The 18834-nt window shown below is 70.6% G+C and carries 16 protein-coding genes; 7 read left to right on the top strand and 9 right to left on the bottom strand.

The window, feature by feature from the left end; translation table 11 throughout:
- Positions 1-159: 159 nt before the first annotated feature.
- The 4 genes from NAF06_RS14510 (at position 160) to NAF06_RS14495 (ending at position 5480) form a co-directional block, all read left to right on the top strand.
- Positions 160-1302 carry a BMP family lipoprotein gene (locus NAF06_RS14510; RefSeq protein WP_008586521.1) on the top strand — a complete coding sequence of 381 codons (1143 nt, stop codon included), beginning with the start codon at positions 160-162 and terminating at the stop codon, positions 1300-1302.
- Between the two features lie 227 nt (positions 1303-1529).
- A complete protein-coding gene (locus NAF06_RS14505) occupies positions 1530-3146 on the top strand; it encodes an ABC transporter ATP-binding protein (protein WP_008586523.1) in 1617 nt (538 codons plus the stop codon).
- The gene (locus tag NAF06_RS14500) at positions 3143-4441 is read left to right on the top strand and encodes an ABC transporter permease (RefSeq protein ID WP_008586525.1); all 1299 of its coding nucleotides are present in this window, start codon (positions 3143-3145) and stop codon (positions 4439-4441) included. The genes NAF06_RS14505 and NAF06_RS14500 overlap by 4 nt, the downstream gene beginning before the upstream one ends.
- Positions 4434-5480, top strand: a complete 1047-nt coding sequence (locus NAF06_RS14495; protein ID WP_008586527.1) for an ABC transporter permease — start codon at positions 4434-4436, stop codon at positions 5478-5480. The genes NAF06_RS14500 and NAF06_RS14495 overlap by 8 nt, the downstream gene beginning before the upstream one ends.
- A 36-nt stretch (positions 5481-5516) precedes the next feature.
- On the opposite strand, the gene fer is transcribed toward NAF06_RS14495, so the two are convergent.
- Positions 5517-6317: a ferredoxin Fer gene (fer, locus tag NAF06_RS15515; protein ID WP_008586529.1), complete on the bottom strand. Its 801-nt coding sequence runs from the start codon at positions 6315-6317 to the stop codon at positions 5517-5519.
- A gap of 158 nt (positions 6318-6475) precedes the next feature.
- Here fer and NAF06_RS14485 point away from each other — a divergent pair, with 158 nt between their 5' ends.
- Positions 6476-7846 (top strand): geranylgeranyl reductase family protein, encoded by a 1371-nt coding sequence (locus tag NAF06_RS14485; protein ID WP_008586531.1) that lies wholly within the window; start codon positions 6476-6478, stop codon positions 7844-7846.
- Between the two features lie 27 nt (positions 7847-7873).
- A complete protein-coding gene (locus tag NAF06_RS14480) occupies positions 7874-8320 on the top strand; it encodes a Rieske (2Fe-2S) protein (RefSeq protein ID WP_008586534.1) in 447 nt (148 codons plus the stop codon).
- A 374-nt stretch (positions 8321-8694) separates the two neighbouring features.
- Here the strand turns inward: NAF06_RS14480 and NAF06_RS14475 are convergent, their stop codons facing one another.
- Both NAF06_RS14475 and NAF06_RS14470 read right to left on the bottom strand, forming a co-directional pair.
- On the bottom strand, positions 8695-9975 hold the full coding sequence (locus NAF06_RS14475; protein WP_251106168.1) for an amidohydrolase: 1281 nt from the start codon (positions 9973-9975) through the stop codon (positions 8695-8697).
- Positions 9976-10113: 138 nt separating this feature from the next.
- Positions 10114-10611, bottom strand: coding sequence for a pyridoxamine 5'-phosphate oxidase family protein (locus NAF06_RS14470; protein WP_008586536.1), 498 nt, complete (start codon positions 10609-10611; stop codon positions 10114-10116).
- Positions 10612-10735: 124 nt separating this feature from the next.
- On the opposite strand from NAF06_RS14470, the gene arcS reads away from it, so the two are divergent.
- A complete protein-coding gene (arcS, locus tag NAF06_RS14465; protein ID WP_008586539.1) occupies positions 10736-12526 on the top strand; it encodes an archaeosine synthase subunit alpha in 1791 nt (596 codons plus the stop codon).
- Between the two features lie 78 nt (positions 12527-12604).
- Here arcS and NAF06_RS14460 read toward each other — a convergent pair whose 3' ends face one another.
- From NAF06_RS14460 to NAF06_RS14435, 6 genes are all read right to left on the bottom strand, one after another.
- Complete coding sequence (locus NAF06_RS14460; RefSeq protein ID WP_008586541.1) at positions 12605-13030, bottom strand: universal stress protein; 426 nt, start codon at positions 13028-13030, stop codon at positions 12605-12607.
- Between the two features lie 145 nt (positions 13031-13175).
- Positions 13176-13469: a DUF6199 family natural product biosynthesis protein gene (locus tag NAF06_RS14455; protein WP_049908867.1), complete on the bottom strand. Its 294-nt coding sequence runs from the start codon at positions 13467-13469 to the stop codon at positions 13176-13178.
- Positions 13470-13698: 229 nt separating this feature from the next.
- Entirely contained in the window at positions 13699-15312 is a 1614-nt protein-coding gene (locus NAF06_RS14450; protein WP_008586545.1) for an MATE family efflux transporter, read from the bottom strand.
- A 129-nt stretch (positions 15313-15441) separates the two neighbouring features.
- Positions 15442-15882: an EamA family transporter gene (locus NAF06_RS14445; RefSeq protein ID WP_008586547.1), complete on the bottom strand. Its 441-nt coding sequence runs from the start codon at positions 15880-15882 to the stop codon at positions 15442-15444.
- A 30-nt stretch (positions 15883-15912) separates the two neighbouring features.
- Positions 15913-17625 carry a histidine kinase N-terminal 7TM domain-containing protein gene (locus NAF06_RS14440; RefSeq protein WP_008586550.1) on the bottom strand — a complete coding sequence of 571 codons (1713 nt, stop codon included), beginning with the start codon at positions 17623-17625 and terminating at the stop codon, positions 15913-15915.
- A gap of 95 nt (positions 17626-17720) precedes the next feature.
- Complete coding sequence (locus NAF06_RS14435; protein WP_049908868.1) at positions 17721-18680, bottom strand: UbiA family prenyltransferase; 960 nt, start codon at positions 18678-18680, stop codon at positions 17721-17723.
- Positions 18681-18834 lie beyond the last annotated feature (154 nt).

Raw genomic sequence — 18834 nt, 5'->3', positions numbered from 1 at the left:
CCGGCCGTTTACGACCGTGAGGAATCCGGGTTCGTGGATCGAACGGCTCGAAATACCCGCGATATCGGCGTAATACCGCCGCTTCTTTTCACGAACGTGTCACCTCGGTGGGCGGGGAACGGTGAATTTATCCCCTGTTCCGACGGGTGTACGAACGAGATGGCATCCGACTTCGATCGGCGGCGGTTCGTCAAGGCGGCAAGCGCAGCGGGCCTGATCGGCCTCGCCGGCTGTAGCGGCGGCCCGAGCGACGGCGGTGACGGCTCCGACGGGGAGGACGGCGGTGACGGTTCGGACGGCGGTGACGGCTCCGACGGGGAGGACGGCTCCGACTCTCCCCCGGCGAGGGTCGGCATCGTCTACTCCGACGGCGGACTGGGCGACAACTCGTTCAACGACGCCGCCAAGCAGGGCATCGTCGACGCCGAGGAGGAGTTCGGCATCGAGTACGCCGAGTCGGAGCCGGACGGCACCGGCGAGTTCGGCCAGTACCAGCAGCGGTACGCGAGCTCGACCGACCCGGACTACGACCTCGTCTCCTGTATCGGGTTCAACCAGGGCGACGCGCTCACCGAGACCGCGTCGCAGTTCCCCGATCAGGACTTCATGATCGTCGACACCACGGTGGACGCGTCGAACGTGGCGAACTACCTGTTCCGCGAGGAGGAGGGCTCGTTCCTGATGGGCGTCCTCGCCGCGCGGCTGACCGAGACCGACTTCTCCGCGGGCGCGGGCTCGACCGCCCCCGACTCGACGAACGTCGGGTTCATCGGCGGGGTCGACAGCCCGGTCATCCGCCGGTTCCAGGCGGGCTTCGAGGCCGGCGTCGACTACGCCTCCGACGACGTCGACGTCTCCACGAGCTACGTCGGCAGCTACGCCGACCCCTCGGGCGGCCAGGAGCAGGCGCTGTCGATGTATCAGAGCGGGGCCGACATCGTCTATCACGCCGCGGGCGCGACGGGCGTCGGCGTCTTCCAGGCCGCGCAGTCCGAGGGTCGGTTCGCCTTCGGCGTCGACCAGGACCAGTCGGTCACCGAAGACTCGTTCGCCGACGTGATCCTGGCCTCGATGGTGAAACGCGTGGACACCGCGGTGTACGAGTCGATTTCGAACGTCGTCGACGGCGACCATCAGGGCGGCTCGACGACGGCGCTCGGGCTGGAGTCCAACGGCGTGGAGTGCGTCTACGGACAGGAGATCGGCGACCAGGTGCCCGACGAGATCGTGACCGCGGTCTCGGACGCCCGCGACGAGATCATCGCCGGCAACATCGACGTGCCGGACACCACGAGCAACTGAGGACGCGTCGGCGTCGACCGCCGACCTCGGCTTCTCGCCGACCTCGGCTTTTCACCGAATCCGGCTTCTCGCCGACTCGGCGTCCGTTCTTCGACCGCGGCTTTTCAGAGGCGTCGCCGGTAGCGCCGGGCTTCGACCCTCCGACGTGTCGGTCAGACGGCCGACAGAACCGCCACCCCGGTCGGAAATCCGCGCGTTTTTAGGCTCCGGTGCGGAGTTACGGGTGAATGAACCCGGCGGTCCACTTGGACGGTATCACGAAGCGATTCCCCGGGGTCGTCGCGAACGACGACGTTGATCTCGCGGTGGAACGCGGGAGCGTCCACGCCCTGCTCGGCGAGAACGGGGCCGGCAAGACCACGCTGATGAACGTGTTGTACGGTCTCTACCGGCCGACCGAGGGGACCGTCCGCCTCGACGGCGAGGCGCAGTCGTTCGACTCGCCGCGGGACGCGATCGACGCGGGCGTCGGCATGATCCACCAGCACTTCATGCTCGTCGACCCGATGACGGTGTGGGAGAACGTCGTCTTAGGCAACGAGCCGACCACGTGGGGCGGCCTCCGCGTCGACCGAGAGGCGGCCCGCGAGGCCGTCGTCGAACTGAGCGAGCGGTACGGCTTCGACGTCGACCCCGACGCGACGGTCGCCGACATCTCGGTGGGCGAACAGCAGCGCGTCGAGATCCTGAAGGCGCTGTACCGGGGGGCCGACGTGCTCATCATGGACGAGCCGACCGCGGTGTTGACCCCGCAGGAGGTCGAGGAACTGTACGGCGTCTTCGACGAGCTCACCGAGCAGGGGAAGACGATCATCTTCATCTCGCACAAGCTCGGCGAGGCGCTGTCTGCGGCCGACGACATCACCGTCCTCCGCGACGGCGTCAACGTCGGCACGGTCGCGTCCGCGGACGTGACTCGCGAGGAGCTCGCGGAGATGATGGTCGGCCGGGAGGTGCTGATGGAGCCCGCGACGACCCCGCAGGAGCCGGGCGACCGCGTGCTCGAAGTGACCGGTCTCAGCGTCGACGACGACCGGGGCGTCGAGGCGGTCTCGGACCTCTCGTTCGAGCTCCGCGCCGGCGAGGTGCTGGGCGTCGCGGGCGTCGACGGCAACGGGCAGTCCCAGCTCGTCGACGCGGTCACGGGGCTGCGCGAGGCGACTGACGGCGAGATCCGCTACCGCGGCGAGTCGATGGTCGGGAAGAGCCGTCGCGACCGGATCGACCGCGGGATGGCGTTCATCCCGGAGGACCGACAGGAGCGGGGGCTGGTGATGTCGTACGACCTCACCGAGAACGGCATCCTCGGGAGCCAACACGACGCGCCGTTCGCGCGAGGCGGCCGGCTCGATTGGGGGGCAGCGCGCGACCACGCCGAGTCCGTCATCGAGCAGTACGACGTCCGCCCGCCGGACGCGGACGCCGAGGCCGAGTCGCTGTCGGGCGGCAACCAGCAGAAGTTCATCGTCGGCCGCGAGTTTGAGCGCGACCCGGAGCTCGTCGTCGCGACCCACCCGACCCGGGGCGTCGACATCGGCTCCACGGAGTTCCTCCACGACCGGCTGCTCGAACTCCGGTCACAGGGGAAGGCGGTCCTGCTGGTCTCCTCGAAGCTCGACGAGGTACAGGGCCTCTCGGACCGACTCGCGGTGATGCACGAGGGCGAGTTCACCGGAATCGTCGACCCCGCGACCGTGACCGAAGAGGAGATCGGCCTGCTGATGGCCGGCGAGTCGCCCGACGACGACTCGATCGAGGGGGCCGCGCTCCACGACGCCGCGACCGGCGGGCCGGGCGACGACCCCGACGAAGCGACCGCCGGTGAGGAGGGGGTGGACGCGTGAGCGATCCGGACGCGGACCGATCGGCGTCCGTCCTCGCCCGGCTGGTCGGGCCGTTCGTCGACCGGACCGTCGCGGAGCGGCTCGTCATCAGCGTCGCCGCGATTCTCCTCTCGATCGCCCTCGGGTTCGGAATCGTGCTCGTCTCCGGTCGGATCGCCGAGTGCTCGACCGCGGCCTGGACGCTGCCGTTCACCGGGGTCGGGTTCTGTTACGACCCCGTCGAGGTGTACGTCGTGCTGTTCAACGGGGCGCTCGGCTACCCGTTCGCCGTCGGCGAGCCGGGGCTTTTCAACGCCGGCTGGACCCCGCTCAACCTCTCCTTCGGGCTGACGCTCTCCGAGACGACGCTGCTTATCTTCACGGGGCTGTCCGTCGCCGTCGCCTTCCGCGCCGGGCTGTTCAACATCGGGACGCAGGGCCAGCTCGTCGTCGGCGGGCTGGCGACCGCGCTCTCGATCCTCGCGCTCGCGCCGCTGCTCCCGGCGGGCCCCGTCGGCGGGGTCGTGCTGATCGTGATCGGCACCGCGGCCGGCGCGGTCGGCGGCGGGCTGTGGGGCGCGATACCCGGCGCGCTCAAGGCGTACGCCGACGCCAACGAGGTGATCACGACGATCATGCTCAACTTCGTCGCCGCGAACGTCGCGTACGTGCTCGTGTTGGAGGTGTTCCGCGCCGAGGGCTCGTCCGTGGTCGCCACCGAGTACGTCCCCGAGTACGCGCAGCTGCGCCCGTGGCTGTTCCCCACCTCCAGCGACTTCGCGCTGGTCGCGCTGCTCATCGGGGTCGGCTTCATCGGCGCGCTGTACTACTTCGTCGAACACACCTCGCTCGGCTACGACCTCCGGACGAGCGGCGTTCAGGCCGCCGCGGCCGAGTACGGCGGCGTGAACGCGAAGCTCACGACCGTCCGGGCGATGACGCTGTCCGGCGCGCTCGGCGGCGTCGGCGGCGCGGTGTGGGTGCTGATGTCCGAGGGCCGGTGGCTGGCCTCGATCCCGGACCTCGGCTTCGACGGCATCACCGTCTCGATCCTCGCCGGCAACAACCCGATCGGCGTGCTGCCGGCGGCGTTCCTCTTCGGGATCCTGAAGGGCGGCGCTCTGGAGATCGGCTTCCGCACCGACGTCCCCACGGAGCTCGTCGCCGTGTTGCGCGGGCTCATCATCCTCTTCGTCGCGATGCCGGAGTTCTTCCGGATGATCGGCCGGTACGCCGGCCTCGGCGGGGGCGGCGTCGGACCGGCGGCCGAGCCGGACGGGACCGCCGGCGGCGAGGGAGGTGAGACCGATGCGTAACCCGCTGTCGTCGACGCGGTTCATGGAGGGGCTGTTCGAGTCCGACTACGTGCGGTCGCTCGTCGTCGGCACCGTCGGCGTGTTCGCGCTGCTCGGGCTGCTCGGGCTCCTGTTCCCCGACTCGGTCGCCGGCGACCTCGCGGGGATCGTCTTCTCGACGAGCACCGCCACGTCGACGGCGCGGCTCGCGGCCCCCATCGTGCTCGCCGGGCTCGGCGGCATCTTCGCCGAGAAGTCGGGCGTCATCAACATCGGGCTGGAGGGACTGCTGATCATCTCGGCGTTCGTCTCGGTGTACGCCGCGTCGGTCGTCGGGATCGGCAACGCGGTCCTCGGCGTCCCGGCGCTCGCGGTCGGGTTCCTCGCCGGCATCGCCGCGTCGACGCTCCTGTCGGCGGTGTTCGCCGTCGTCTGTATCGAGTTCAAGGCGGACCAGATCATCGCCGGACTGGCCGTCTGGCTCATCGCCTTGGGGCTCGCGCCGTTCATGTCGACGGTGTTCTTCGGCGGCGTCAACACGCCGAACCTCGGCGCGAACGTCGGCTGGCTGTACTCCGCGATACTGGTGATCCTCGCGACGGCCGGGTCGTGGTGGCTGCTGAACCGGACCGCCTTCGGGAAGCACCTCCGGGCGGCCGGCGAGAACCCGAAGGCGCTCGACACGGTCGGCGTCTCGGTCTCGAAGGTGCGCTACGCGGGCGTGCTGCTCTCGGGATTCCTCTCCGGGATCGGCGGCTCCGCGCTCGCGCTGTCCATCGGCCAGTTCGTCGGCTCCGGGGAGACGATGGTCCAGGGGAAGGGGTTCATCGCCATCGTCGCGTACCTGTTCGGCAACTACAACCCGCTCGGCACGCTCGGCGCTGGCGCGCTGTTCGCCGGCCTCGACGCGATACAGATCCGGCTCCAGCAGCTCGGCTACGCGGTCCCGGACACGCTGGTCCAGACCATCCCGTACGTGATGGTGATCGTCGTGCTCACGCTGGTCGGCCGGACCCAGATCCCCGAGGCGGCGGGCGAACACTACGAGACGGAAGAGTAGGTCGCGGTCGGACGAAGCCCCGTCCGACGGGGGGTGTCAGTCCGACGTCTCGGCGGTGTCGCTCGGCGACGGGAGGCGGAGGTCGGCGAACGCCTCGGTGTCGCCGATCCCGGTGACGATCTTGACCTCGTCGGTGATCGGGACGCCGACGCAGGAGAGGCGGGCGTTCGACTCGCGGATCTGTTCGTCCGAGAGGATCGACTGGCCGGGCATCGCCACGTCGCCCTCGACGACGACCACGGCGCAGTTCGAGCAGGCACCGCCGCGGCAGGCGTACGGCCACGACCGGCCGCCCCGCTCGGCGGCCTCCAAGATCGACTCGCCCGGCTCGACGAGGAAGCGGCCGTACTCCGGCAGTCCGAGGTCCGCCTCGGCCGCCTTCGCGAAGAGGTCGTCGTCCGTCACCGACCAGCCGCGCTCCTCCGCGGCGTCGCGGTCGAGGTGGTAGACGGTCGAGGCGGTCCCCGTCCGCACCGGCTCGACGGCCCCCTCGGCGTAGCGTCGCACCACGTCGGCCGCGTCGGCGACCGGTCGGTCGGCGAGGTCGTCGAACCAGTCCCGGACCGTGTCGGGCGCGAGGTTCGACTCCGCGGCGACCGCCTCGACGTCGACCCCTTCGAGCCGAGCGACCGTCGAGACGAACCGCGGCGAGTCGAGGGCGTCGACCGTCTCCTCGACCCACTCCTCCGGTCGGTCGTACCACGATGCGAGCTCCGCCGTGCCGATTCCCCGGTCGTACGCGACGGCGATCATGAGCGCCGCGGTCGCCTCCGCCGACCGGACCTCCGGCAGCCACGCCCGGATCCGGTCCGCGTCGACCTCGTCCAGTCGTCCCATGTCCGTGAAACGCGGCTCCACGCCGTTAAACGCCGAGCCTGAACAGTCAGGCTCCGCCGTCGGATCCGTCGGGCCGCGGCGCGCCGCGGAATCCGACCTCTCGGACCCGACCGAAACGGGAGCAAAGAGTTTTGCCCGGCGCACGACACGCTCCGGTAATGGATATCGACGAGTACGACGTCGTCGTGGCCGGGGCCGGGACGGCCGGCTGTTACGCGGCCGCGACGATCGCGAACGAGGGGCTCGACGTCGTCATCGTCGAGCGAAAGGACGAGGAGGAGGCCGGCCACATCGCCTGCGGCGACGCGTTGAAGGGCGCGGACGCGTTCCCCGAGGCGATCCCGAAAGACCGGCTGGAGCCGGCGTTCACGAACACCGGCGTCGATCACGGTCGCTTCGAGATCCCGCAGGAGGACACGATTCTGGATATCCCCGTCCCCGGCGAGCTCGCCGTCATCGACCGCTGGGAGTACGGCCGCCAGATCATCGCCGGCGCGGAGGACGCGGGCGTCGACTTCCACTACGACACCGTCATCAACGACGTGGTACAAGACGAGACGGGCCGCGTCACGGGGCTGCGCGCGGTGCGGAAGGGCGACCCCCGGACGTACGCGGCCGACCTCGTCATCGACGGCGCGGGGTCCCTCTCGCTGCTTCAGGACAAGGCCGACTTCGAGGGGACCACCTTCGACACGAACGTCCGCTACTCGCAGTTCTGTTCCGCGTACCGCGAGATCGTCGACGTGCCGGAGCCGGTCGAGTGGGACGACGCATTGGTGTTCAAGGCGACGGACCGCGCCGCGGGCTACCTCTGGTACTTCCCCCGGACGGCGACGGAGATCAACGCCGGACTCGGCTTCCAGATGACCGAGGAGCCGATGCAGCTGATCGAGTCGCTGAAACAGGACCTCCGGGACCGCCCCGAGTTCGAGGGCGCGGAGGTCAGGGACAAGCTCGGAGGCGCGCTGCCGACGCGACGCCCCTACGACTCGGCGGTCGCGCCGGGGTACATGGCGGTCGGCGACGCCGCGGGCCACGTGAACCCGACGACCGGCGGCGGCATCGCTGGCGCGGCGTACGCGGGCAAGTACGCCGGCGAGCAGGCCGTGAAGGCGGTCTCCGACGGCGACGTGAGCGAGGAGAACCTCTGGCGGTACAACACCCGCGTGATGGACCACTTCGGCGGGCGGTACGCCGGCCTCGACGTGTACAACGTCCTCTCGACCGCGGTCGACGTGGACGACCTGATGGGCCTGCTCGCGTCGCTGCCGGGCGAGAAGCTCGCGGAGGCGCTCTACGAGGGCTCGACCTCGATGTCCTTCGGGCTGAAGGTGAAGGCCGCGATCAAGAGCTTCGGCTACTGGGGGACGATCCGGAACTTCTACCAGACGAAGTCGCTGGCGGACGAGCTGATCGGCCACTACGACGAGTATCCGACCAGCCCCGCCGCGATGGCGAACTGGACCCGCGAGCGCGACGCCATCATGGACCGCGTGTACGAGACGACCGGCGCGGACGCGAAGTACTGACACGGTGACCGGACGCCGACGCACCCGATGACCGACTACCGACTCACGACCGTCGAGACCGTGCGCGAGGCGGGCTCGTGGGCGTTCACGGCCCGCGAGGGCGACGCCGACCGCGAGGTGTTCCTCGTGCCCTGCGTCGACGAGCCGGGAGAGACACAGGACGGCGAGGGTCCCGTCCGCGCGTGGATCAACCGCTGTACCCACGAGGACCAGCGACTCTATCGTGAGGATATCGGCGCGGTCACCCGCGGCGGGTCGGTCGTCTGCCCGAAGCACGGCTCGGCGTTCGACGCCTGCGACGGCTCCTGTGACAACGGCGAGGCCGCGGGGACGACGCTGCGGGAGGTCGACGTGGCCGTCCGCGACGGCGCGGTGTTCCTCACCGACGACGACCTCACCTACCTCTACGAGGAGTTACCCGACGACGACGGCGACGACGAGGGGCCGTCGTCGAGTTCGCACCTGACGTTCTGAATTGAGTACAGTCCGTGCGGCTACGGCGTCGACCGTCAGCGAGGGTGTACGCCGCAGTAGCCGCTCGTAAATCACAGATCAACACGAACACCACCGAAGCCCCAGCCGGGAGGCGGGCGCACGCTCGGGGCGGTCCTCGCTCGTTCGCGTTGCTCACTCGCTGCGGTCCTACCGTCGCCTGCGCCCGCCTCCCGGCTGCCCCTTCGATTCCCGCCCCACACAGCAACAGCACCTCACGCCTCCCCAGCCTCGTCGCTCGCCTGCGGCGAGCGACTCCCTCGCGCGTGCTGGCTCGCGGCCTGTCGGCCGCTCGCAGGCACGCGCCACCGTCCCACATTATGTCCCAAAATTGGTGTTTTTGAGGCCCAGTCCCGCTACGGCCGCGTCTCGGCCACGCGTCGGATCGCGCCGGCGATCACGTCGATGCCGATCGAGATGTCGTCTTCGACGACGTCGAAGTCGCTGGTGTGGTGGCCGCCGGGGTGATCGGTTCCGACGCCGAGGTAGCAGGCGAGTCCGCCCCGGTCTTGGACGTAGTTCATCAGGTACGTCGCGTCCTCGGAGCCGCCGAGGTCGTCGCTGTCGACGATGCTCGTGACGCCCGCGACGTCGCCCGCGGACTCCCGGACGAGGCCGGCGAGCGCGTCGTCGCTCGTCGCGCTGGGGGCCTCGCCGAGCGTCGATATCTCCACCTCGCAGTCGTGCATCTCCGCGGCCGAGTTCAGGATGCGGTCGGCATGGTCGGACATGTACTCGGCCAGTTCGGTCGTCTGTCCCCGCAGTTCGCCCTCGATGTGCGACTCCTCGGGGATGATGTTCGTCGCGGTGCCGCCCCCGACGAGGCCGGCGTTCACTCGGGTCGGCCCGTCGGCGTGGCGTGGGATGCCGTAGAGGTTCTGGACCGCCGCCGCCATCGCCTGGACCGCGTTCCGGCCCTGCTCGGGGCGCGCGCCGGCGTGGGCCGGTTCGCCCTCGAACTCCGCGAGCAGGTGGCGCACCGCGAGGAACCCCTCGACGCCGCAGACGACCTCGCCGGAGGGGTGATCGAGGCCGACGTGGACCGCGTAGAGGTAGTCGACGTCGTCGAGGTGTCCGGATTCGGCCATCGGCTTGCCGCCCGCGACCTGCTCCTCGCCCGGCTGGAAGAACACCTTCAGCGTGCCGGCGAAGTCGGAGTCGAGGACGGCGTCGAGCGCGCCGAGCCCCATCGTCGCGTGGGCGTCGTGGCCGCAGGCGTGCATGAACCCCTCGTGCTCGGAGCGGAACCCCTCTCCGGCCGGGACGTGGTCTCCCTCCTCCGACTCCGTGATCGGGAGTCCGTCGATGTCGACGCGCAGGCCGACAACGGGGCCCTCGCCGCGCTCCACGACGGCGACGCAGCCGGTGTAGCCGCCGGAGATCTGGTCCAGAATCTCGGGGTCCGCGCCCGCCTCGCGGGCCTGGTCCTCCCACTCGGCCAGTTCGTCGTCGTCCGGGACGTTCAGCCGCTCCTCGGTCGCCAGCGCCTCGGGACCGACGTGAAGCGCCGTCAGGTCGCGCTCGCGCAGGGCCTCGACGATGCGGGCGGTGGTGTAGAACTCGCGCCACGCCGGCTCGGGGTGGCGGTGGAGGTCGCGTCGGAACTCGCGGTACTCGTCGTTGTCGAGAACGCTCATACCCGTGGGTGGCCCGGCGACCGCTTAAACGATCGCCTGTCGGAGAACGACGGGGAGCGGCGACCCGCGGCCGAGGGGGGAGCGGCGACCCGCGGCCGAGGGGGGACCGCCGAACCGGAGCGGCCGACCGCGGCCGGCTCACTCCTCTGGCGATCCCATGCGCTCGGAGTAGTCCCACGTGTGGAGCCGCTCGGGTTCGACCCGGATCTCGACCTCCTCGCGCTCCGGGCGCAGCAGCCGGTCGGCCGTCTCGTTGTCGGTCCCGCCGAGGTACCGCGTCAGGAGCGACCGCAGGAGCCGCTTGTCCTCGTCGGGGACGACCGTCGCGCGACCGCGGCCGCGGACGCCCTTGTACGGCGGGTCGCTCGTCGACACGTCGAAGGAGACCTCGTCGTCGTGTTCGACGAACTCGACGAGGTCGGCGCTCGCGCTCGTCGCACAGCGGATCGCGCCGGTCGGGCCGGCGGAGTCGCCCCCGCCGTCGGCGCGGCCCCCTCCGTCCGGGTCCCACGCGAACCACAGCGAGACGATCCACGGGCGGTCGCTCGGCGTGCGACAGCCGAGGCGGATCGGGACGCGGGCGTCGGCGAGGAACTCGTCGACGCGCTCGCGGTCCCACGGGCCGGTCGGATCCATACGGATCCGTCGGTCGCGGACCGCCTAACAGTTGCGGCGGAGCGGTCGGCGCGACGCCCCGCGCGACGGACCCTGACCGACCGCGGAACACAAGAGAATTGACCGTCCCCGCGCGAGTGGTGGTATGACCGATCACTTCGAGGTCCACGAGCGCGACGGCGCGGCCCGCCTCGGCGAGGTCCGCCTCGCCGACCCGGTGACCACGCCGGCGCTCGCGGACCCGTTCCTCGACGACGCCGGGAGCCTCTGGGCCGGCGACCGCGAGGTGCCCGACGGCGACGAGAACGCGTTGACGGTGCTCCCGCACCGGTCGTTCCCGGCCGGCACGCGCGACGAGGTGCGCGAGTCGTTCGCGGTCGACCACCCGGACGCGGCGTTCCCGACCGCGGCGGTCGTCGACAGCGAGGGGGCGCGCGACCTCGGCGCGGACGCGTACCTCCTCTCGGACGCGCAGGGGTTCGTCGGGCACGGCGAGGCGTTCCGCGACGCGATCCTCCGGGCGAAGGGATCCCTGCCGCCGGACGCCGCGCTCGGCCTCTCCGGCGTCGTGACGCCGCGGAACGTCGCCGTCCTCGCGTACGCCGGCGTCGACCTCGTCGACGCGACGCTCGCCCGGACCAAGGGGACGCAGGGGATGTACCTCACCGCCGACGCGGAGCACTTCCTCGAAGACCTCGACGAACTCCCCTGCGCCTGCCCGGCCTGCGCGAACCCCCGGAGCGAGTTCACCCGCGCCGACTGCGCCGAGCACAACGTGAACGCGCTCCGCGCCGAGCTCCGCCGGGTCCGCGAGCGGATCCGGAGCGGTCGACTGCGCGACTACGTCGAGGGGCAGGCCCGCCACGAGGGGTGGCTCACGGCCGCCCTCCGCGAGTTCGACGACCAGTGGGGGTACCTCGAAGCGCGCACGCCGCTCATGCGCGACGCCGAGGTGACGGCGGCGTCGGCGGAAACGCTCGATCGCGTCGAGATCCGGCGGTTCGCCGACCGCGTCACGAGCCGCTACCGAAACCGATTCACCGACCAGCCGCTCGTGTTGGTCCCCTGCTCGGCGACGAAGCCGTACAGCGACTCCCAGAGCCACCGCCAGTTCCACGACGCGATCAAGTGGCGCGGCCACACCGTCTCGATGACCTCGCCGATCGGCGTGGTCCCGCAGGAGCTGGAGACGACCTACCCCGCCCAACACTACGACTCGGTGGTCACCGGCGACTGGAGCGAGGACGAGATATCGTTCGTCGCGGAGGTGCTGCGCCGTTATCTGGAACGCAACGACTACTCCCGCGTCGTCGCGCACGTCCCCGAGGACGGCTACCGCGAGATCTGCGAGCGCGTCGAGGCCGCTCCCGAGATCGATGTCCCCTTCGAGTACACCTGCGTCGACCACCCGACGACCGACGAGTCGCTCGGGGAGCTGAACGCCGCCCTACAGGGCGAGCCGGCCTACAGCAAGCGGGAGCGCGAACACAACACGGTCCGTGCGCTCGCCGACTACCTGCTCGGCGACGGCGCGGGCGACGACCTGTTCGGCGGCGAGATCCGAACGACGGGGCGCTATCCCAAGCTTCAGGTCTGGGGCGACGACCCCGACGCCGGCCGCGAGGGCGAGCCGGGCGAACAGCTGGCGACGATGGTCCCCCAGTACGGCACCCTCTCTTTCACCCTCGCCGGCGCGCGCCGCTGGGTCGAGAGCGACGCGCCGACGAAACGCGTTGAGATCGACGCGTTCGTCCCGCACGGCTCCGTCCTCGCGCCGGGCGTCGTCGACGCCGACGACGGGATCCGCGTCGGCGACGAGGTCGTGATCGAGGGCCCGAAGGCGTTCGCGGTCGGCCGCGCCGAGATGTCCGGCCCGGAGATGGCGGGATCGACGCGCGGCGTCGCCGTTCAGGTCCGCCACGTCGACGAGCGGTGAGCGGAGGACGCCGGTCGGATATCAGTAGCGGGTTCCAGTAGTAAACGCCCGCGGGAGGCCTCGTCCGCCGGCCCTCCGTCAGGCCCGCCGGTCCGGGAAGACCATAACCGGGACGTCGGCCGCTCGGATGAGGCGACCTCCCGGGTCGCCCGTGATCGCTCGCTTCCACGCGTCGATGTCTCGGGGGGTGAAAGCGACGAGCGTCGCCTCGGTCATGTCGATCGCGTCGACCAGCCCGGCCGCGACCTCCGGCGCTTCGAGCGTCACCCACTCGAACTCGAGGTCGTCTCGGTAGAGGATGTCGTAGAACGTCTCGTAGGTCGCCCCCGCGAACTGGTCCCGACCCGTCTTGATCGTCGTCTCGGCGCTCTCGCCAGCCGTCACGTGTGTCACGATGAGCGTCGTGTCCGGGTCGAGGTGGGGCCGGACCGCCCGCGCGGTGGCCTCGGCGTCGTCGGGGCCCGCGATCGGTATCAGGATCCGTTCGAATAGCTCGTCGTTCACGAGTGAACCCACTCTCGGACCGAACAAAAGCGTACTGGGCCGTCTCGCCACCCCTGCGCACGCGGGACGCAGCGGGACGACGCCCGCGATACCCGACGGGAGGCCGACGGGCGGCGGCTCGCCGGATCTCGATTCCGAGGCCGGCTCAGTCCTCGCCGCCGGTAGTCGCTTCGTCGGCCGCTTCGACGACTTCGGCCTCCGACTCCGTCGCGTCCTCGAGCAGCAGCCCGGTCCCGCCAGCCGCGATCATTCCCACGCCGATCGCACGAAGCTGCCGGACGTAAGCCGGCGTCGCCTCGAGCTCGTCGGCGTTGTCGAAGTTCTTCCCTATCATCTTCTTCGTGAGCCGGACGCTCGCTCGTGGGAACAGCGCCGTCACGACTCCCTGTAAGAGCACTACGGCTGACCCGAACCGACGGCCCTTCTCGCAGTTTTTCACGTCGATTCGTACGCGTCCCTGTCGCATAAGTATTGCCCCTAATTATCAATACTCTCGTTCATGGGGCCAGAAAGGACTACTTCAGAGAACATTTGGCACTCTGAATTCCACAATACATACACTACTGTATGTGTGATGTAGCTGCGTTCGATCCGCCGAGCGCTCGATCGGAGCGTCGAAGGGATCGGTCGGTTCGGCCTCCTGATTCGGTCGTCCGCCGTCCGACGCCTCAGTCGTCCGCGGTCGCCTCGGGGCGATACGCCTCGCTGATCTTCTTCCACTTGCCCGAGCGGAACCGCAGGTAGTTGATCAGCGCCGGTATCGTGGTCTCGGCCATGAACGCCATGTAGAGTCCCCACAGGCCGATCGCGGGGAGCGCGACCTCCGGGACCGTGAACCCGACGAACGGGATCTCAGCGGCCCCGACGGTCACCCCGACGAGCGGGACCTCCACCGCGGGGATCGCGAGGACGTCGGGAACCGTTATCGCCGGCGTCGCGTCGTGCGCGCCGACGTACGCGAGCGGGATCGACACGCAGAACATCCCGAGGAACTGGCTCGCGAACGGAATCTTCGTGTCGCCGGCGGCGTCGAGCGGGCCGGCCGCGCCGCCGGAGACGCCCTGGAAGATCACCGCCGCGCAGGCCGCGTACACGAGGTTCACGGCGATCGGTATCTCCGGGCTGTTCGGCGAGTTGGCGAACAGCGAGACGATCTGCGTCGCGAAGACGGCGATCAACACCGCGGAGACGGCGTACGTCGCCACCGAGAAGCGGATGATGTCCCGGGCGTACGCCTCCGCCTCGTCGGGGCGCTCGACGCCCAGTTCCTGCCCGACCAAGCTGGAGGAGGCGAGCCCGAACCCCCAGCCGGGGGTGTTCATGATCCCCCAGATGCGGCGGGCGATGACGAACGCCGCCACGGTGTTCTCGCCGAACACGTCGAGGATGGCGAGCATGGGGAACTCGGCGGCCGTCCACACGAGGTTGCGCGCGCCGACCGGGACGCCGATCTCGACGAGGTCGCGCAGCATTCCGGGGTTCACGTACGAGCCGGTCGGGTCGATCGAGACCGGGAACTCCCCGATCAGCGGGGCGCTGCCGCGGACGAGCCCGACGGTGAAGCCGCCGACCGCGAGGACGTTCGAGAGGACGGTCCCGATCGCGGCCCCCTCGACGCCCCAGCCGAAGCCGAAGATGAACAGCGCGCTGAGGACGATGTTCGCGACCGCGCCGCCCGCCCGCACCTGCATCGCGGTGTAGGCGTCGTCGCAGCCGACCAGCACGCGGCTCCCGACGAGGTTGAGCGCGGCGAACGGGACGCCGAGCCCGACCACCCGGAGGTAGTCCGCGCCGTAGGCGATCGCGCGCTCGTTGCTGCTCAGCGCGTCGATGAACGCCGGGGCGTACGCCCAGAACGCCGCGCTGACCGGGACCGTGATAGCCACCGCGAGGAGGACGCTCGACCGGACGGCGTCGCCGAGTTCGCCGAACGCCTCGGCGCTGAACCGCTGGGAGACTAAGGCGATGGTCCCCCCGGCGACGCCGCCGCCGAACGCGAACGCCAGCCCCCAGTAGGGGCCCGCGAACCCGACGCCGGCGACGGCGCTCGTGCCGACCGCGACGCCGACCATCGCCACGTCGACCGCGTTCTTCGACATCCGGGCGATCCCCGTGACGATCCGCGGCCACGCGAGGTCAGTCGTCCGGACCACGCGGTGGCGGTCGATCAGGCCGACCCGCGCGAGGGCGAACCCGATGTAGAGGATGAGCAGACGGAACGGGTTCGGGAGGCGATCGACGTATGAGAGCAGCGCGCGCAGGGATTTCGGAAGGCGAGACACGGCGGGTGCGCTCCTTTTCCGCTGGCGAGTAAAGGGGTTTCGTCACGCGGCAGGCGGTTCCGGATCGGCGACGGCGACGGGGCGGTCGGGGCGGCGAGGTCCGGGGGCCGGCGGCCGGTCGCGCCGTCGCTACCCGCCGGAGACCAGGTAGACGGAGGCGGCGGCGAAGACGATCCCGAGCCCCTTCCGGAGGGTGAACGACTCGCCGAGGAACAGGAAGCCGATCACCGACGAGAAGACGAGGAACATCGCGAAGACGGGCGTCACGACGCTCACCGGGCCGAGCGACAGCGACCGGTACAAAGCGAGGATCCCGACGCCGAGGAAGAAGCCCGCGGCGAGCACGTGCGGCAGCTTCGGCGAGGCGAGGTGCGTCGCGAACCCCTGCCCGGTGTAGGCGATCACGCCGATAGCCATGACGATGAGGAGCGTGTTCGACACGACGACAGCGACGTCGCTCGGGATCGCGTTCGGTCCCGACGTGGCGACGCGCATCAGCGGGGCGACCAGCGCGTACGCGCCCATCGCGAGCAGCGCGTACGGGAGATACGTTGTGGCCGTAGCGTCCATACGGCGAGGTCGCCCTCCGGCCGCAAGTGACTATCGACCCTCGTCCGACGAGGGTTTCCCCGTCACCGACTCGTCGATCGGAACCGACACCGTCACCGTGGTTCCTCGCGGCTCGCGCTCGGCGAACGAGATCCGGCCGCCGAGGTGGTCGACGCCCCACTTGACGATCCACAGCCCGATCCCGCTCCCGTGGCGGAGCGGCGTCTCCGTGCCGCGGTCCAACACGTCGTACTCGGCGGGGTCGATGCCGGGCCCGTCGTCGGCGACGGTGACCTCCACCCACCCGTCGGCGACCGCGGCGTCGATCCGCACCCACGACGTCTCGGTGTCGTTGTGCCGGACCGCGTTCGAACAGAGGTTTTCCAAGACGACCCGCAACACCGACGAGACCGTGACGTCCGGGACCCGCCCGGTCTCGATCCGGGCGTCGGGGTCGAGGTCCCGAGCGTCCGCGACGACCTCGTCGACGACGTCCGGGAGCGCCCCCGACTTCGCCTCCTCGGTCGGGTCGAACAGCTCCCCGGCGGTCCGGGTGCGCTCGCTGAGTTCGAGCATCCGTCCCGCGCTCTCCTCGATGATCGCGAGGGCGCGCTCGTCGGTCGCGTCCGCCCGCAGCCGCTCGGCGTACCCCAGGATGAGGTTGGTCTCCGTCCGCACGTCGTGGCGGAACACCCGGTTGAGCACGTTGAGCCGCTGCTGCTGGCCGAGGTACGCCCCGACGTCGTGGAAGGCGATCACCTTCGCGGTGGTGCGGTCGTGGTCGTCGACCACGTCCCTGATCGTCACCTCGTACGGCCGCTGCCCGTCGCGCCCGACGATCGACATCGGCCGCGGCGACCCCCGCTCGCCGTCGAGTTCGCGCACCGCGTCGTACCGGGGGACGATCGCCCCGGCCCGCTCGCCGATCGCCGCCCGGCGGTCGATGCCGAACGTCTCGGAGGCGCTCTCGTTCAGATCGACCAGCAGGTCCTCGGCCCCGACGACGAACACGGGGTCGTGGAGCTGCTCGAAGACGAGCTGTCGCGCGCGGCGGCGCGGGGCCGGCGCGAGCGTCAGCAGCCGGAACCGCGAGAGCGCGAAGAGGTACGTCACCCCCGAGACCGCGAACACGATCGGGGTGGGGTCGAGCCCCGGGACCGGAATCGCGCCGGTGAGGTACGCGACGCTCCCGGCCCACGGCGCGGCGGTGCCGATCAGCAGCGCCGCGCTCTGTCCCCGAAACGGGCGCGCGTCGTCGCGGATCAGCTGTAGCAGCGGGACCGAGCCGACCGCGCCGAGGAGGTAGGTGTAGCCCGCGATGACGTAGTACAGCGGTCCGGGAGCGATGTCGAGGAACGTCCCGACGGCGGTCTCGCGCACGACTCGGTCGACTGCGAGGAGGTCCCCGGGGTCGCCGGCGGCGGCGACCGCGACGGTGGCGACGGGGATGACGGACACGAGCGCGACGGAGAAGCGGGTCACGTAGCGGTGGTATCCGGTGTACGACAGCGCGAAGAAGAGCCACCCGACCGGAATCGCGACGACGCCGACCCACTGGACGTCGTACCACAGCGCCTTCGCGGGCAGGGTCGCCGCCTCCAGCTCGAAGACGAGGAACGTCGCCCACCAGACCTGTCCCGCGAGGAGGACGGCGAGCCACGTCGCGCCCGGCTCCGGCCGCTCCCGCCACGCGAGGATCGCCGCCGCCAGCCCGATCGTCACGGCGACGAGGAGCGCGACCGAAAGCGGAGCCAGCGCTGCCATACCGTGTTCAAGGCGTATTGGATTTATAACTCATCGGGTCGTATTATTTCGTCCAAAAATCGGGTGTCACGTCCGCGAAGCCGGGAGCGTGGCGCTCACCAGCCGAGCGCGAGGAGAACGGTGCCCGCGACGAGGTAGCTACAGTCCGGCGCGACGCCGAGCGTCGCCCCGTCCAGCCGGTCGGCCAGCGCGGTGACGGCCACCGAGACCGCGAGCCCCGCGGCGAGCGCGACGAGGGCGGGCCGCGACGCGGTGCCGGTCCCGGCGAGGGCCGCCAGCAGTCCCGCGGCGAGCGCGTCGACGCCGAGCAGGACGCGCCGGGTCCGCCCGACCCCGTAGACGACGGGGAGCGTCGCCACGTCGCGCGCGGCGTCGGCGGCGACGTCCCTGACGTTCGGGACCTCGACGTCGACGAACGAGCGGACCGCGACGTACGCGAAAAGCAGCGCGACCGTCGGAGCCCCGACGGCGTCGACCGCCACGCCGCCGAACGCGAGCGGCGCGGCGACGACGGCGACCGCCCACGCGAGCGCGACCGCCGCGGAGTTGAGGAGGAACACGTCCTTCAGCCGCGGGACTGACACCTCCCCGGGGGGCGCGAGCACGTCGCCGAGGGTCGGCAGCCAGTCGGAGGCGTAGCCGATCCACACCGCGCCCGGAACGCAGACGAGCGCGAGCGCCGCGGGCCCGGCGCGGACCGCGAGCGCGACCGCGACCCCGTAGCTCACCGCGGCGGCCGTCATCAACTGGTCGCCGTAGCGGAGCGCGATCCGCGCCCGCGAGGGCGTCGAAGCGGCGTCGCCCTCGGCGTCGGCGACGTGGTCCGCGGCGTACACCGCGAACGCGACGAGCCCCACCGCGACCGGCGCGGTCGACCGCGGGACCCCGAGCGCCGCCGTCGCGACGGCGACCTCGACCGCGGCGACGACCGCCGTGAACGGCGCGCCCGCCGCGAAGGCGGCGACCCCGCGGAGCGCGCGGCGGGTGGTCAATATCGAACGTTGCTGCTCTGCCGTGCCGTCTGGCGTCGACGGTCTGGTCGGTTCGTTTGCCATGAACGCGTCCGTCGCCGGCGGCGACGAACACGGGGAATGAGGGGCCGCGCGACATCTATCCACGCCGTGCGGTGTTAATAAAACCAGACTGAACTCGCGATTTGCTCGACCGAGCCGTCGCTCGGTCCGCGCCGGGTTCGGGCTTCAGTACGCT

It is taken from the genome of Halorubrum hochsteinianum (assembly GCF_023702125.1).
In the GTDB taxonomy this organism is placed as follows: domain Archaea; phylum Halobacteriota; class Halobacteria; order Halobacteriales; family Haloferacaceae; genus Halorubrum; species Halorubrum hochsteinianum.
This window is presented reverse-complemented; position numbering and strand designations above follow the sequence as displayed.

Excerpts from the sequence above, each read along its gene's own strand:
- NAF06_RS14485 (WP_008586531.1), top strand. The coding sequence starts at position 6,476 with ATGGATATCGACGAGTACGACGTCGTCGTGGCCGGGGCCGGGACGGCC.
- NAF06_RS14440 (WP_008586550.1), bottom strand. The coding sequence starts at position 17,625 with ATGGCAGCGCTGGCTCCGCTTTCGGTCGCGCTCCTCGTCGCCGTGACG.
- NAF06_RS14495 (WP_008586527.1), top strand. The coding sequence starts at position 4,434 with ATGCGTAACCCGCTGTCGTCGACGCGGTTCATGGAGGGGCTGTTCGAG.
- NAF06_RS14510 (WP_008586521.1), top strand. The coding sequence starts at position 160 with ATGGCATCCGACTTCGATCGGCGGCGGTTCGTCAAGGCGGCAAGCGCA.
- fer (WP_008586529.1), bottom strand. The coding sequence starts at position 6,317 with ATGGGACGACTGGACGAGGTCGACGCGGACCGGATCCGGGCGTGGCTG.
- NAF06_RS14435 (WP_049908868.1), bottom strand. The coding sequence starts at position 18,680 with ATGGCAAACGAACCGACCAGACCGTCGACGCCAGACGGCACGGCAGAG.
- arcS (WP_008586539.1), top strand. The coding sequence starts at position 10,736 with ATGACCGATCACTTCGAGGTCCACGAGCGCGACGGCGCGGCCCGCCTC.
- NAF06_RS14505 (WP_008586523.1), top strand. The coding sequence starts at position 1,530 with ATGAACCCGGCGGTCCACTTGGACGGTATCACGAAGCGATTCCCCGGG.
- NAF06_RS14475 (WP_251106168.1), bottom strand. The coding sequence starts at position 9,975 with ATGAGCGTTCTCGACAACGACGAGTACCGCGAGTTCCGACGCGACCTC.
- NAF06_RS14470 (WP_008586536.1), bottom strand. The coding sequence starts at position 10,611 with ATGGATCCGACCGGCCCGTGGGACCGCGAGCGCGTCGACGAGTTCCTC.
- NAF06_RS14480 (WP_008586534.1), top strand. The coding sequence starts at position 7,874 with ATGACCGACTACCGACTCACGACCGTCGAGACCGTGCGCGAGGCGGGC.
- NAF06_RS14445 (WP_008586547.1), bottom strand. The coding sequence starts at position 15,882 with ATGGACGCTACGGCCACAACGTATCTCCCGTACGCGCTGCTCGCGATG.